Below are 14,807 nucleotides of genomic sequence, written 5' to 3'. Positions count from 1 at the left end.
ATGCCAAATTAATGACATCCTTTTAATTTTAGCTCTTCAAATGGTTTATTTATGCTTCAGATAGGCTGTTCAATACATCTGTATCATCATCTGACAGTTGAATATCGGCGGTTCTCATATTTTCCTCCAAATGTTTAACACTTGATGTGCCGGGGATAAGCAGAATGTTTGGCGAATGATGCAATAACCAGCTTAATGCCACTTGATGAATGGTAGCATCGTGTTTGGCGGCAATACGGCCTAATATGTCTTCGCCCTGTACGTTGCCGCCGCCAAGCGGGAACCATGGGATGAAGGCGATGTTATGATCGCGGGTGTATTCCAGTTCGGCCTCCCATTTGCGGTTATCAACGCTGTACATGTTTTGTACTGATACTACTTCAAAGTATTGCTGGGCAAGCTTGATATCCTCAACGCTTACTTCAGATAAGCCTATATGCCTGATCTTACCTTCCTGCTGTGCTTTTTGCAAAAACTCAAATGATTTTTCGGCAGGAACTTTAGGGTCAATGCGGTGTAGCTGGTACAGATCTATACGATCAACCTGGAGGCGTTTCAAACTGCCCTCAAGAGCCTCCTTTAAATGCTCCGGCGAGGCGTCCACAGGCCATTCGTTAGGGCCGGTACGTAATAAGCCGCCTTTGGTACCTATCAGGAGGTCGGTAGGGTATGGGTGCAGGGCTTTGGCAATTAATTCTTCCGATACATTTGGCCCATAGCTATCGGCTGTGTCAATAAAATTTACACCGAGTTCAATAGCGCGCTTCAACACACGGATGCTTTCGTCTTTATCTTTCGGCGGTCCCCAGATGCCGGAACCTGTAATACGCATTGCGCCGTAACCTAAACGATTAATGGTAATGTCGCCACCAATGGTGAATGTCTTTTCAAATGAACTTGTTGTGCTTGCCATGGTAATGTATTTTGGATTGACTACTGTAAAGTTCAACTAAAAAGTACCGGTATTGTTCATGGATTATATAACATCAATGTCATTTTGAACCTACATTAATTGCACTAATGGGTGTGAACGAATTACACGAATTAAAGCTTGATGACTATTTGTGCAATTCGCATAAATTCGTTTTCTATTAGTGAACCATCTTATCTCCAGGCACCTAATATTAAGCCCATCAGGGTTAGGGATACCACGCTGTAACCGCCGTTTATGAAGATCAGCCGCCAGCTTTTGAGCTCAAACAGGCTGTGAATAGCGATAGCGCAAAACGTCCAGATGCCCGCAAGAAAACCCGCTGTCGCTCCCCAGGCAAGATCAGTTTTTGCATCGGCTAAAAATATAGCAAGGTTTACAGCCATAATGATAGAAAAGAAGGCTGTAAAGCCGAAGGCCCTGCCTTTATTGGAAGCCTGTAATTCGGCACTGGTTAGTTTATTATCTGCCATCCATGCACTGGCAAACAGCGCAGGAGAGTACCAGATACCGCCAACTAAAAACGCGGATAATGCTGCAACCACAACGGCCAGCCAGTTGATAAGTTGAAAATTCATGATGATATGTTTAAATTAATTGGTTGTACTAATATAACTATTAATAGGTAAAAGCTGAATGCACAAGGCTTAAAGCTTTTTGAAAAAAACACTGAATAGGTATAAATGGAAAACCCCGATTGCTGCTTAAGCGATCAGGGTTTTCAAAGTATAATAACCGGGGGTGAGTTATCTTATTTTACGTTATAATGTATCACACTTCGGCCGATATTACCTTCGGCGTCAATCCCTTCAATTATAGCACGGTATGAGCCGCGCTGATCGCTGTTAAAGAAGCTGATGGTTGCAGTGCCGGTTGCTTTATCGGTAATTACGTTAGGTTTCCAATAAATAGTATTACGCAAATCGCCGCCAAGCGTGCCTGCTTTGGTTACATCATATTTAGGCGAGTAAAACTCTTTGGCTTTAGTGTAGCCCTGCACTGCAAAAGTGATCACATTTTGCTTGGGAATAAGTTCCTGTAATTGTGCAAGTGTTATCTTTTGTTTTTTAACAACCTTTTTGTTAATCACCAGTACACCCTTGGTTTGGGTACTACGGTTGATGCCGCTTACCCCATCATTTAAAAAGATCTCTACAGATTCAACCTCGCTCGATTGTATGCTTGATAAAAAGTTGGCATCAACAGGCAGGCTGCCTACATATACCTGCACAGGGGTGCGGCCGCCTGCATTGTAATCGCGGGTAACGTAAAAATTGTTGTCGATATAGGTAAGGCCCATTGCCATGGTTGATAAACAGTTTAACAACAAAGGGCAGCCCTGCAATTGTTGTGCCGATACTTCATGATCGGCCTGCATAGGTAAACCTGAGAAGGTGCCATAATCGGCATGGCTGGCTTTTTTTACGATCTTGGTTGATTTTACAACAACCTCCTTTATAGTGCGTGAGCTTTGATATTGCTTATAGCTGTTTTGTAAATAAGGACGGAAAGTACTGTCAATATTCAGGATCTCATCGGGGATGTTGTTGTTTTTGCTCAGTTTTTGATAAGCTTCGCCATTAACCGATATGACCATGTTGCGTCCGTTAGGGTTGTTGCGGGCGCTCAGGGTAATTTTTGATGTATCCGGCACATTCACGTTTGAGAATTTAAAATTGCCCGACATATCGGTAATTGTTTCTGCCGAAAAGTTTTTATCTGGAATGAGCAACCTTAAGCTGCCTTTGGCTACCGGAAGACCTGCATTGGTCCTCAATGTTCCTGTTACGTCAATGCCTTGCTCCGGCATCAGGTATATAGGCGGATTTTTGTCGGCCAGTATATCCTCATAATCAAAGCGACGGTAACCCTGGGTAAGCATCAAAATATCCAGGTTGGTCAGTTTTTCATCATCAGGTTTATTGAAATAATAGTTCGGTTTTTCGATGTATCCTTTCAGATCGGAGGTGAGCAGCATATTACTCAATATGGTTGATTCTGCATCTTCATTTGACGGTACTGTACCATCATCAACAACAGCTACCGAAAAGCTGCCTTCGGCCGGGGTTGTATTGTTTTTTGCCGATACAGTGATCTTAACGTTGCCCCTTGTAGTGTATGATGGTTTATCAGTTTTAAGGGCGAGGTTCATCTGGTCGTTATGCTGAATAAACACAATCCGCTCGCACAGAGCATACCCGCCCGATGAAAACAGCGTTACCTGCACAATACCTGTGGGGAACTTGCTTTTAGGGATATTGGCCGAATAAACTGTGCTTTGCAATACAGTTTGCGCCGCGTAGTAAATAACGCCACCGCCTTGCGCCACCAGGTAAAAGCTTTTGTTTTTTTTACGCTGAAAGAACAGGTCGTTAGCCGATATTTTTACAGTAAGATTGGTTGGGTCATTGTTGTAAACGGCAATATTTATTCCCATTGATTGTACGCGAGGCAAATTATAGGTAGCCTGTGATCCATCCGGGAAAGTAATGTTCGCTTTGTATGATCTTTCAAGATCCGGCGTGATGGCGAAAATTCCCATGCCTAAATGCGCGCTGCTGATCTGGGCTATTTCGGCGCCTTTATCGTCAACTATCGTTCCTTTAATGTCTACACCCAAACCGCTTGAAGCTATGGCTTTGAACGCAACTTTAGTACGAATCCCATTGGTTAACTGGCCACCTTCGGGGAAAAACTGTACATCATAACCTTTTACTGCAGTACGCATTGAAAAGCTGCTGCTAATGGTTTTACGGTCGCCAACGTCAATGGATGTAACCAGGATACCGCCGGTAATTACATCGGCCTGGCTTTCGGGCAGGTCAACCTGCAATACGCCTTTATCGTCTGTAACGCCGTGGCCTTTGCTTACGGGGTCGCCGTTTTTCATCAGTTGCCAGTTTACTTTTTTGTTGGCATACGGACTGTTGTCCGGCCCTTTGTAAAGGATGGTGGCATCAACTTTAACGCCTGTTCTTTTGCTTGAACTTTTATAAGTGATGTTGGTGCGTACCTGGTTATCTATGGCGTTGCCAACATTAAAAGTATGGTCATAAAAATAATCCGGGTCAAAATTACGCATCCAGTTGGTGTAGCTTCGCAGGCGGTAAGCTCCCTGTTTATAAGTATCGCCGTTAAGTACAATGTTACCACTTGCAAAACCATTTGTAACCGCGATGCGCTGACTCTCAACTACGGAATCGCGGTTGTTGATCAGGTCGACATAAACTATGCGGCTCAATGCTGACGGCTGGTGCTTTTCAATGGTTACATAGGCCTTAAACCAAATGGTATCGCCAACAGCGTAATAAGGTTTATCTGTATGCAGGTAAACTTTCTCGATAGGGTAGCTGCTGATAAACTTGCTTGTTTTTTCGATTATGGTTGTTAGGGGGATGCTATCCTGCTGGGCAAAAACAGATGCGCCAAATGCGGTTAACAGGCATAATAGGAGTAAAAATCGACGTATGATCATCAATATAAGTTAAAGAAGTAACAGGGGCTAATATAAACATTTAGCCGTATTGCATTTTTAGCGGCTGTTTATTTAACACTTTTTTACAAATGCTTTTTTTAGCCGCTTGCGAAAGTTAAACGCTAAAAGCTATACGCTTATACAAAATAGCACAATTGTTACTTGGCTGCAGTTTTGGCCTTGCCCTCAACATGTACCGAGACCATGCTTGAGTGGATGATGCCCAGGGTTGTACCAGGCTTTACATTAAGGTAAAATTTAAAGTAGCTGTCCACAACGGCTTTTGAGGTATGAATATAATCGGCTTCTCTTTCCTGGTCGCCGTTAAATCCGACAAGCGGGGCACCGTAGTACAAACTACCTTTATCATCAACATACATGGTGAAGGAAAAATAGAAATCCTTATAGGCATTTTTGATCACAATGTCGTAAGTAGGGTCGAGGTAGTCATCAGAGTTATCGAAATTATTAAGTATGTCCGGTTTGGTAGTGCGGCGAGATACGGTTACCAGCGGGCTATTGCTGGTTATTGTAGCTGGCTGTCTGGCTGCAAAAGCCTTGGTATAATCTGCAGTTGCTTTAGCGGCAAGCGAACGGATGAATACTGTATCGGCACGGCTTGGCCTTCTTAATGTAGCGGTATCGGTGTGCAAAACGTTTTTTACATAATTATCAGCAAAAAATCGCATGAACACCTTGGTGCCTTTAACATCAAGTGAATCCCCTTTCTGGATCAGGATCTCCATGGTGATACTGTCTTTATTGATTTGCCTTATCTTTAACCATGAGCGCGCTGCGTTGAAGATTGAATCATAGCCACGTGTTAGCGGGAAATTAATAAATGCATTTTTTGTTGGACTGAAAATGCTTATCGAATCGTCTGAAACAAATTTTAGCTTCCACTGCGGCTCCAGTTGATAACCGTATTCGTTAAACGAGAGGCCATTTTTTTGACGTCTGGATACTTCAGAGTAGTTGATGCCATTGTAAGGTTTAAAGGAGATCAACTCTCTTTTCTTGTTACCTGAAGAGCCGCTGCCGCAACCTGAAATAAAGGCAGATATAATGATGAGCAGCCCAAATGCTGCCGGTTTTAACTTTTTAAGATTGATAAGTAGCATTGCTGCTAAAGATATAGATAATTTGATAAATGGCTAAAAAATGGACCGATATCATTATAAGCCACTTTTGCCGGTAACGTTTACTGCAATCTCGCTGGTATGCACAATGCCAAGTGTACTGCCTGGCTTCACATCAAGATAAAACTTGAGGTAAGTTTCCATTACGGCTTTTGAAAGATGGGTATTGCTTACCCTTTGAGTTTCTTCGAAAAATACCCGTAGGGGTTTACCATAATGCATCCGCCCCACGGGGTCAACAAAAATTGAGAACGAATAGTAAAAGTTTGCATAGGCTTTGTCAATAGTGATGTCAAACTCGGGGCGCATATAGTCGGATGGGTTAAAATTGTTGAGCATGGTTGGCTCGGTATGGAGTTTTTTTATTTTTATCCGGTTACTGCTGCTGCTAAGCTCAACCGGTTGGCGGGCTGCAAAAGCTTTTTTAATGTTTTTATTGGCAGCTTCGGCTAACTGCTTTATATATATCGAGTCTTTGCGGTTAGGGCTTTTACATTTGCTCAAATCACCGTGAAGTGTGTTTTTAATATAATTATCGGCATAAAAAACCATATAAACCTTTGCGCCACGGGTATCAACTGAATCGCCGCGAGCTTTAAGCATTTCGATGATCATGCTATCCTTAGTCATGGTCTTAATTTTTAACCAGCTGCGGGCGGTATTAAAAACGGAATCGTATCCGCGGGTAAGCGGAAAATTGATAAATTGTTTTTTTGTCGGGCTGTAAATGCTGACTGAGTCATCGGAAACGAATTGTATTTTCCATTGCGGCTCTAATTGATAACCGGAGTTATTAAATGACAGCCCGTTATCTGATCTGCGCGCTATTTCTGTATAGCTGATACCCAATACAGGTTTAAACGAAATCAGGTCTTTTTCGCCATTGTGTTTAACAATGTTACGTTGTTTGCAGCCCATGCAAAGCAAAGCCAAAACAATGCAGGTTAATTTTGCTATAGATTTGTTAGTTATCATATAGGTATTTGTTAAATATATGACTTATTATGAACGCTAAAACGAGGAGGTTACATAACCTCGTGACTTGAATCTATACGCCCCGGTTTCCCGTAACATGAACGGCTATCTCACTGGTATGCACTATACCAAGTGTTTTACCGGGAATAAAGTTCAGGTAGTATTTAAGGTAACTGTTCATTACCGCTGTAGAGAGGTGAATATAATTTTCCTCGTAGCTTTTTTCTGTAAATACCGTAAGGGGTTTTCCATAATGTATTTGCCCGGCCGGATCAATAAACATGGAGAATGAATAGTAAAAATTGCTGTATGCTTTATCGATGGTAATATCAAACTCGGGGTTCATATAATCATAGGAAGTATCGAAGTTGTTGAGCATGGTGGGCTCTGTATGGCGTTTACTAAAAGTAACATGCGGGCTTTTGCTTTCGAGTTCAACAGGTTGTCTTGCGGCAAATGCTTTGGTAAAATCTTTATTGGCTGCATTGGTTAATGATTGTATATATACAGTATCCCTTCGGCTGGGACTTTTGCATTTGCTTAAATCGCCATGAAGTACATTGTTTATATACTTATCCGCATAAAAAACCATGTAAACTTTAGCGCCGCGAGTGTCAACCGAATCTGCATAGGCCTTGAGCAATTCAATGATCATGCTGTCTTTTGTCATGGTTTTAACTTTGAGCCAGGTGCGGGCCGTATTAAAAATAGAGTCATAACCACGGGTAAGGGGAAAATTGATGAACTGTTTTTTTGTTGGGCTATAGATACTGGTAGAATCATTTGAAACAAATCGCATTTTCCATTCCGGTTCTAACTGGTAACCAAAATGGTTAAATGATAGCCCGTTTTGTGAGCGCCGCGCAATTTCGGTATAGCTGATGCCAAAGACAGGTTTAAATGAGATCAGATCTTTTTCGCCGTCATGTTTAACAATGTTGCGGTGTTTACAGCCAAGGCAAAACAAAGTCAATACAATGCAGGTTAAATTTGTAAAAGGTTTAGCAATTAGCATATAGGTTCGATATATTATAAATATATGATATTTACCAATGCCCAAATGTTAAATAATGCTAAAATTGCAGATTGTAAGTAAATCTGATATAAGCTGATGGCAATTGAAATAGAACGTAAATTTTTGGTAGATCGGGAAAAATGGCAGCTGGTAACAAAGCCTGAGGCAATGTATTTCAGGCAGGGGTATATTTTTAGTGATGAAAAGAAAACAATAAGGGTACGGGTTACTGATACCGAAGCATATATCACTATAAAAGGAAGTACAGCAGGTTTTAGCCGAAGCGAGTTTGAATATACTATTCCCGCAGCCGATGGCGTTCAGTTGCTTGATAATTTTGCCGCCTCCGAGTTGGAAAAATACCGCTACCGCATTATTTATGCCAGTAAACTTTGGGAAGTTGACGAGTTTTTAGGCGATAACCAGGGCTTACTGATGGCCGAAATTGAACTTGGCAGCGAGGATGAAGAGTTTGAACTGCCGCCATGGGTAACAACTGAGGTAACCGGCGATGATCGGTATTATAATGCCAGGTTAAGCGTTCATCCTTTTAAAAACTGGTAGCAACATTTCAGGCACATTCCGGTAAGCCGAGCAGATAGTCGGGTTTCGATTCGTCGTAAACAGTCTTCACATACTTGTTGCCCTTGGGGCAAACAGCAGGGATCAAGCTGGTTTTATTGCCTTTGTCATCAATAATGTAAGCCTCACCATCCTCATGTTTTATCCAGTCATAAAGTTTCGACCTTTCGGTGAGGCCTTTTACATTGATCCGCTCGTTGATCCATTCAAGTGAGTCGATGGCCACATACGGGTTATCGTGCGGTGCGCTGTCGGTTTTTATAGATACTATACGTATTGCCATTGTATTAAATTGCATTAAACATTCAGGTGGGATAAAAATATGGTAAAAAGCAATACCCCGAAATAGGTATAATCACCCAATTTTCACTACGTAAAATTACCTATGGTATAGGCGCTGCTGCTTGCTGACCATATCGCTTATTTGGCGAATAATGAAATGATTTGAGGATAGGGGTGTATTGCATATGCTTGTAAATAAGTATGTTGAAAGTAAAGTAGCACCCTGTAGGTGCGTGTTGCGTCTTTTTAAGAAAATTAAAATAGATATTGCGTAACCAAATGGTTTCATTTATATTTGTAACCGAACGGTTTCATGTTTCCGTTCTGTTACTATGCGAAGAGATGTTTTCCAGGCCATTGCCGACCCAACCCGTCGTGAGATCATTAACCTGCTGGCCAGCCGGCAAATGAACCTTAATGCCGTGGCCGATAATTTTGATATCAGCAGGCCGGCCGTATCCAAACACATAAAAATATTAACCGAATGCGGTTTGCTCATTATTAAGCAACAGGGGAGGGAACGCTATTGCCATGCCGATTTGAAACAGTTAAAGCAAGTTACAGACTGGGCAGAGCAATACCGCCGGTTTTGGACGCAGAAACTGGATGCCCTCGACGCTTTTTTAACCAACGAACAAAATACAGATAACCATAAAAACAGCAAACTATGAGCACACAACCATTTGTAATTGAACGTGTTTATTCGGCGCCCATTCAAAAGGTATGGGAAGCCATTACCGTTAAAGAAAAAATGAAAGAATGGTATTTTGACCTTGCCGAATTTAAACCCGAGGTAGGATTTGAATTTGAATTTACGGCGGGAGATAAGGATAATTTTCAATACCGTCACCTGTGCCGGGTAACTAAAGTTGTTGAGGGTAAAACTATTGCTTATACCTGGCGATATGATGGCTACGACGGCGACTCGGAAGTTACGTGGGAACTTTTTCCTGAAGGGAATGGCACCAAATTAATCCTCACCCATAGCGGTCTGGAAACTTTCCCGCCGTTGGATTCCTTCAAAAAAGAAAATTTTGTTGCCGGCTGGACACATATTACGGGCGTATCGCTTAAAGATTATCTGGAGAAGTAAAAAAACAATATCGTAATCCTATTTATTCCAAAGGCACTTGTTCCCCAACAGGTGCCTTTTTATTATTGCTTGTTAATTTTGCATAAAGTTATCGCTTCGGAATACTCGATATGCCAATATCTTTTATATTAGTGCTTGCTTAAACCTGTTACAATTTTATATGATCAAATTTTACTTATCAAAACCCTCTTTTTTTAGATCACTTACAGCTTGTTCAAAATTAAGATACTACACTTTTTTATTATTGTTTATAATTTCGTCGTTAGTTTCGGCCCAGCAAAGAAGTAATTATACCTTGCTGTGGCGCATTAGCGGAAAAGGCTTAACTCAGTCTTCGTATTTGTTTGGTACCATGCACGTAAAAGATAAGCGTGCCTTTGGTTTTAGCGATTCGGTAATGCTGGCAATCAAAAATACTTCGGCTTTTGCCCTGGAGGTACAGCCCGATACCCTGATTAAAACCATGTTTAATCAGCTCGGCTCACGCGATAGTTTGCGCAGCCTTCGCAAATGGCTTTCGCCTACAGAGTATGCTAAACTTTCAAAGCGCTTTAAACAGAAAAAGGGTTATGATATGGGTAATATGGACCCGATGAGCCTTGAAGCGGCAATGCGGCCCGAATATGATAAACCGGGCGATAAGGCCGCGGTTGTTGATGCTTATTTGTATGGAGTAGCCCAAAGCCTCGGTAAAGAAGTTTATGGACTGGAGAACACGGCCGAACAGTTTGATAGTTACTTTGGCCTGCGGTCAAATATCAAAGAACGTGTAAAAGACCTGGTAGAAGAAGATAAAGGGAGCGACGCAAGATATCTTGACGCTATAGAAACTATGATCAGGTTATATAGTGCCGGTAACCTTGATAATATGAAGGCGTTTATGACCGAGGAACAGTTGAACGATGACGAGCTTATCACACGAAACAAGGTCATGTTTAACAGTATTGTTAATCATATTCATAATCAAACTATGTTTTCGGCGGTGGGAGCTGCGCATTTACCTGGCGGGCACGGTTTAATAGCCTTGCTGCGAAACGCGGGCTACACGGTTACACATGTTAAAGCCAGTTTTACCGGCGTTGCTGATAAATTTAATACCGATTTTACCAAATCTAACTGGGAAATCTACAAATATGAAAGTGATGGCTTCTCCATAAACCTGCCTTTTGCGCCTGTTAAAACAAAAATATTTTATGAAATGCCTACCGTTATTTATGCTGATATAGCCAACGAGGTTTTTATGGGCGTGTATTCTACAAAAATAGGATCGGGTCTTAAACCTGTTGATGCGGAAAAGGTATTAAACAATATGACCGGCAACTTCAAAAAGAAATCAGAAGATCGGGTTTTGAGTCAGAATACCATTATTGTAAATGGTCAGAAAGTACGTGAATTGATAATGCAAACCAAGGGGCAAACCCTGCGTGCAAGGTTCATGGTTGTAAACGATTATTTATATATGGTTTATGCAGGGTTGAAGCTGTCAACTATCCGTTCACCTTACGTAAACAGGTTTTTTGATTCATTTCAAACATTCAAACCGGTTCCAAAATCTAATCCAGCCTGGATAACTTATAAAAATGATACGGCTGCGTTTTCTGTTCATTTGCCGGGCAATCCCCAACCAATATTAAAGGAACTTCCATCCGGAGATTCGTTGAGTGAGCCTTATCGCATCCATCTTTTAATGGCTATCGATACGAATAATATCGAAAATTACATCATCAGGTATAACGATTATCCTAAAGGCACTTATCTTGCTGACAGGAAAGCATTGTTTGGAAATATGAACCAATTATTTGGTAATGCCACCAAAATCATCAAAGCTCCCCATAAAATTATAAAAGAGGGATACGAGGGCTTGGAAGAAGAGGTGCTTATGGCCGAAAAATATTACTGCAAAATACAATTGCTGTTGAGAGGTAACCGCACTTATGTGCTATTAAGACAAAATTTGCAGCCTGGGGCTAAGGATGATAAAACTAACGACGACTTTTTTGAATCCTTTAAGCTTTTACCCTATAATAAGGCGGTAATGGATCAATATCCTGTTGATGGCGGCAATTTCACAGCAGGAGTATTTCAAAAAGAAAAAAGTGTTGTTGATAGTAGTTATGCTTCTGCTTTTGGTAATTCGGTAACAATGTATTCAACCAACATTGCTTCGGGTGGGTTATATGGTATTGAACATGCGCGAATAAGCGGATATTATCGCGCTAAAAGCGTGGATTCCATATTTCATTCTTTTACGCATAAAAGGATAAAATACACCGATACCCTTTTGAAAGATGATACCATAACAGTTAATGGCATCAAGGGGCATGAATTTATAACTCAAAATAAGGAAAACGGCACCAGGAAACGGAACAGGATATTTATTGATAACGGAGATCTGTTTTATTTAACAGGTTACCTGGCCGATGAGGAGCTTTTTAACGAAACCAGTAACGCGTTTTATAATTCGGTAAAGAAGATAAAGCCAACTAATACAATAGATCTGGCATCTTCAAAAGCATCCAAAATTGCTGATGGCTTGGCATCAACCGATGCAACCAAATTTAAATACGCTCATGGTGCCTTGTCATATTATGATTTTAACAAAGATGAGTTGGCTTATGTTTATAAAGCTCTTGAAAAAAGCTACGCCAATGACAGCACCTATGAGGGAACAACCCATAAACTGGTACGTATACTGGAATCAACACATGATGATAAGACCATCGATGTGCTTGCATCGGTATATAAAAATTCGCAGATAAACGCCAATGTAAAGCCGGATATATTGGCGGCAATTGCTCAGATTGGTAAACAAAAAGGGTATAACGTATATCTGGACCTGCTCACCAATGTCCCGGTACCCAAAGCCGAATACAATTATAACTCATTTGTGCCCCTTATTGATTCAAATGATTATGTAGTAGCTAATTATAAGCGTATTATACCACTGTTAAAAAGTGAAGATTGCCGTTCAAATTTATTGATGGTATTTGAAAAAATAGCCGGGAATAAGAAGGGCCAATATGATGATTTTATCCGTGCTCATTTTAACGATTTAGTAACGTTTGCCAATAGCGATCTTGATAAGCTGTTGAGCAAAAAAGATAGTAATAAAATGTATTTGCCGGTTTATTATTACTTGTCACTAATGCAAAAAGTTAAAGGGCAGCCCATAACAGCTAGTTTTACCAACAAGATAATAAAGCAAAACGATATAGAAAAATATTTGCCAACCGCTGTAATTACACGTATTAAAAATCGTTTGCCGGTAAGTCAGATTTTAGTGAACAGGCTTTTGGACAGCATCGCTCAACGCTATGATCTGATGCTGGAGCTCGATAAAGAAAAACAACTTGCAAGGGTTCCTGAAAAATATAAAACACAGGCAGCTTTTGCTAAATTATGCGTTTATCAAAACGCCATTGCCACTGATGAAGATGAAAGCCCAAGTCACATAAAACTTTTAGGTACAATCTCCGATAAGGGAAAACTGTTTTATGTATTCAACTACAAGAGCTATTATGATGAAGAAGACGATAACTTGCAACTGGCTGTTAGTGGTCCGTACACGCCGGGAGCTTCAAAGCTTGATTTTAGCAGCTACCATACTTATTATGAACGAGTTGATAAAGATTTGGACTGGCAAAAGCAGGCAAAAAAGATGCTGCCAGATCTTAAAAAGCAAAATGATAAGGAATTGGCCGGCAAAATTGAAAGATAAACCGGAACAAACAACAAAGCCGGGCAAAACCCGGCTTTGTAATTAAAAATGATATGACAGGGAGATCTCTTCAAAGAAGTAACTAACCTCTGATCTCAAACCTCCAATCTCTACCACTAAAACACCTGGTCAAACTGGTTAACAGCATCTTTGCTTTCCAGCAGAGAGTGGCCCATTAAAAACTCGTCAACCTTGCGGGCAGCTTCGCGGCCTTCAGATATAGCCCAAACCACCAATGATTGTCCGCGGCGCATATCGCCTGCTGTAAACACTTTGCTTACGTTGGTACGGTAAACACCTTCTTTGGCTTTAACGTTTTTACGGTCGTCAATTTCAACGCCAAGCTGGCTGATGAAAGTATCATGCTGTGGATGTAAGAAACCCATAGCCAGGAATACACGCTGACAAGGGATTTCACGCTCCGAACCTTCAACTACATGGAATTTTACAGGGCGACCCATAAAATCCTGTTCCCATTCAACATCAACTACTCTCAGGGCACGCAGGTTACCTTCTTCATCGCCTAAAAATTCTAAAGTATTAACACCCCAGAAACGGTCGGCACCTTCCTCGTGTGAGCTGGTAGTTTTCAGTACCATTGGGTAAGTAGGCCATGGCATATGCTGTGTACGCTGAGCCGGCGGCTGGAACATCACCTCAAATTGCTTGATTGATGCAGCACCCTGGCGGTTTGAAGTACCCACACAGTCTGATCCGGTGTCACCACCGCCAATTACCACTACGTCTTTACCTGTAGCTATAATATCTTCGGCAGTAACTTCAATATTGCTAACACGTTTGTTTTGTTGTTTCAGGAAATCCATTGCAAAATGGATGCCTTTTAACTCACGGCCCGGAATGTTAAGGTTACGCGGGATTGTTGAACCTCCTGCTAAAATCACCGCATCGTTGTTACGTACCAGTTCATCAGCAGCTACGTTTACACCAACCTCGCTGTTGTATTTAAATACAACGCCATCTTTTTCCATTACTTCAACGCGGCGCTCAACAACCCATTTTTCCAGTTTAAAATCGGGGATGCCATAGCGAAGCAAGCCGCCTGCACGGTCATCACGTTCGTAAACGGTAACGGTGTGGCCAACTTTTACCAGTTGGGCTGCTGCGGCAAGACCCGCAGGGCCCGAACCGACAACGGCTACCTTTTTGCCCGTTTTAACAAGCGGTGCAGTTGGTTTTACAAGGTTTTTCTCATAAGCGATCTCGATGATGTGGCGCTCAATTTCCTCAATAGCAACAGGCGGCTTGTTGATGCCTAACACACATGCAGATTCGCATGGAGCAGGGCAGATGCGCCCCGTAAACTCAGGGAAGTTATTAGTTGATGATAATATATGGTAAGCTTCTTCCCAGTTTTTACGATACACGGCGTCGTTAAACTCAGGAATGATATTACCAAGGGGGCATCCCGAATGGCAGAAAGGGATACCGCAATTCATACACCTGGCCGATTGCTGGTTAAGCTTCTCTTCAGTATATAAATTCACAAATTCGTTATAGTTCTTAACGCGTTCAGCAGCCGGAACTTTTGATGGAAGTTCGCGATTAAACTCCTGAAATCCTGTAGGTTTTCCCATTT

12 protein-coding genes are annotated in these 14,807 nt (G+C 41.5%); 4 read left to right on the top strand and 8 right to left on the bottom strand.

What is annotated here, in order from left to right; genetic code table 11:
- Positions 1–49: 49 nt before the first annotated feature.
- The 6 genes from IEX80_RS09170 to IEX80_RS09145 form a co-directional block, all read right to left on the bottom strand.
- On the bottom strand, positions 50–913 hold the full coding sequence (locus IEX80_RS09170; RefSeq protein ID WP_188832713.1) for an aldo/keto reductase: 864 nt from the start codon (positions 911–913) through the stop codon (positions 50–52).
- Between the two features lie 191 nt (positions 914–1,104).
- On the bottom strand, positions 1,105–1,509 hold the full coding sequence (locus tag IEX80_RS09165) for a DUF1761 domain-containing protein (protein WP_090526616.1): 405 nt from the start codon (positions 1,507–1,509) through the stop codon (positions 1,105–1,107).
- 173 nt (positions 1,510–1,682) lie between these two features.
- Positions 1,683–4,406: a carboxypeptidase regulatory-like domain-containing protein gene (locus IEX80_RS09160; protein WP_188832712.1), complete on the bottom strand. Its 2,724-nt coding sequence runs from the start codon at positions 4,404–4,406 to the stop codon at positions 1,683–1,685.
- Positions 4,407–4,564: 158 nt separating this feature from the next.
- Complete coding sequence (locus IEX80_RS09155) at positions 4,565–5,527, bottom strand: hypothetical protein (protein WP_090526620.1); 963 nt, start codon at positions 5,525–5,527, stop codon at positions 4,565–4,567.
- Positions 5,528–5,581: 54 nt separating this feature from the next.
- A complete protein-coding gene (locus IEX80_RS09150) occupies positions 5,582–6,520 on the bottom strand; it encodes a hypothetical protein (protein ID WP_090526622.1) in 939 nt (312 codons plus the stop codon).
- A gap of 73 nt (positions 6,521–6,593) precedes the next feature.
- Positions 6,594–7,535: a hypothetical protein gene (locus tag IEX80_RS09145; RefSeq protein WP_090526624.1), complete on the bottom strand. Its 942-nt coding sequence runs from the start codon at positions 7,533–7,535 to the stop codon at positions 6,594–6,596.
- A gap of 96 nt (positions 7,536–7,631) precedes the next feature.
- Between IEX80_RS09145 and IEX80_RS09140 the strand changes: the two genes are divergently transcribed.
- Positions 7,632–8,099 (top strand): CYTH domain-containing protein, encoded by a 468-nt coding sequence (locus IEX80_RS09140; RefSeq protein ID WP_188832711.1) that lies wholly within the window; start codon positions 7,632–7,634, stop codon positions 8,097–8,099.
- A gap of 7 nt (positions 8,100–8,106) precedes the next feature.
- Here the strand turns inward: IEX80_RS09140 and IEX80_RS09135 are convergent, their stop codons facing one another.
- Positions 8,107–8,400 (bottom strand): hypothetical protein, encoded by a 294-nt coding sequence (locus tag IEX80_RS09135; RefSeq protein ID WP_188832710.1) that lies wholly within the window; start codon positions 8,398–8,400, stop codon positions 8,107–8,109.
- A gap of 331 nt (positions 8,401–8,731) precedes the next feature.
- Between IEX80_RS09135 and IEX80_RS09130 the strand changes: the two genes are divergently transcribed.
- The 3 genes from IEX80_RS09130 to IEX80_RS09120 all read left to right on the top strand — a co-directional run bounded on the left by IEX80_RS09130 (position 8,732) and on the right by IEX80_RS09120 (position 13,210).
- Entirely contained in the window at positions 8,732–9,070 is a 339-nt protein-coding gene (locus tag IEX80_RS09130) for an ArsR/SmtB family transcription factor (RefSeq protein ID WP_188832709.1), read from the top strand.
- A complete protein-coding gene (locus IEX80_RS09125; protein ID WP_188832708.1) occupies positions 9,067–9,492 on the top strand; it encodes an SRPBCC family protein in 426 nt (141 codons plus the stop codon). Before IEX80_RS09130 ends, IEX80_RS09125 begins: the two co-directional genes overlap by 4 nt.
- Before the next feature lie 160 nt (positions 9,493–9,652).
- The gene (locus IEX80_RS09120; RefSeq protein ID WP_229701571.1) at positions 9,653–13,210 is read left to right on the top strand and encodes a TraB/GumN family protein; all 3,558 of its coding nucleotides are present in this window, start codon (positions 9,653–9,655) and stop codon (positions 13,208–13,210) included.
- A 116-nt stretch (positions 13,211–13,326) separates the two neighbouring features.
- Here IEX80_RS09120 and IEX80_RS09115 read toward each other — a convergent pair whose 3' ends face one another.
- Positions 13,327–14,805, bottom strand: a complete 1,479-nt coding sequence (locus IEX80_RS09115; RefSeq protein WP_112655527.1) for a glutamate synthase subunit beta — start codon at positions 14,803–14,805, stop codon at positions 13,327–13,329.
- Positions 14,806–14,807 lie beyond the last annotated feature (2 nt).

The sequence above is a fragment of the Mucilaginibacter rubeus genome, from assembly GCF_014643835.1.
GTDB lineage: Bacteria > Bacteroidota > Bacteroidia > Sphingobacteriales > Sphingobacteriaceae > Mucilaginibacter > Mucilaginibacter rubeus.
This window is presented reverse-complemented; position numbering and strand designations above follow the sequence as displayed.

What these genes read in the sequence shown, in the direction of transcription:
- IEX80_RS09155 (WP_090526620.1), bottom strand. Translation starts at nt 5,527, where the DNA reads ATGCTACTTATCAATCTTAAAAAGTTAAAACCGGCAGCATTTGGGCTG.
- IEX80_RS09130 (WP_188832709.1), top strand. Translation starts at nt 8,732, where the DNA reads ATGCGAAGAGATGTTTTCCAGGCCATTGCCGACCCAACCCGTCGTGAG.
- IEX80_RS09140 (WP_188832711.1), top strand. Translation starts at nt 7,632, where the DNA reads ATGGCAATTGAAATAGAACGTAAATTTTTGGTAGATCGGGAAAAATGG.
- IEX80_RS09170 (WP_188832713.1), bottom strand. Translation starts at nt 913, where the DNA reads ATGGCAAGCACAACAAGTTCATTTGAAAAGACATTCACCATTGGTGGC.
- IEX80_RS09160 (WP_188832712.1), bottom strand. Translation starts at nt 4,406, where the DNA reads ATGATCATACGTCGATTTTTACTCCTATTATGCCTGTTAACCGCATTT.
- IEX80_RS09115 (WP_112655527.1), bottom strand. Translation starts at nt 14,805, where the DNA reads ATGGGAAAACCTACAGGATTTCAGGAGTTTAATCGCGAACTTCCATCA.
- IEX80_RS09145 (WP_090526624.1), bottom strand. Translation starts at nt 7,535, where the DNA reads ATGCTAATTGCTAAACCTTTTACAAATTTAACCTGCATTGTATTGACT.
- IEX80_RS09150 (WP_090526622.1), bottom strand. Translation starts at nt 6,520, where the DNA reads ATGATAACTAACAAATCTATAGCAAAATTAACCTGCATTGTTTTGGCT.
- IEX80_RS09165 (WP_090526616.1), bottom strand. Translation starts at nt 1,509, where the DNA reads ATGAATTTTCAACTTATCAACTGGCTGGCCGTTGTGGTTGCAGCATTA.
- IEX80_RS09135 (WP_188832710.1), bottom strand. Translation starts at nt 8,400, where the DNA reads ATGGCAATACGTATAGTATCTATAAAAACCGACAGCGCACCGCACGAT.
- IEX80_RS09125 (WP_188832708.1), top strand. Translation starts at nt 9,067, where the DNA reads ATGAGCACACAACCATTTGTAATTGAACGTGTTTATTCGGCGCCCATT.
- IEX80_RS09120 (WP_229701571.1), top strand. Translation starts at nt 9,653, where the DNA reads ATGATCAAATTTTACTTATCAAAACCCTCTTTTTTTAGATCACTTACA.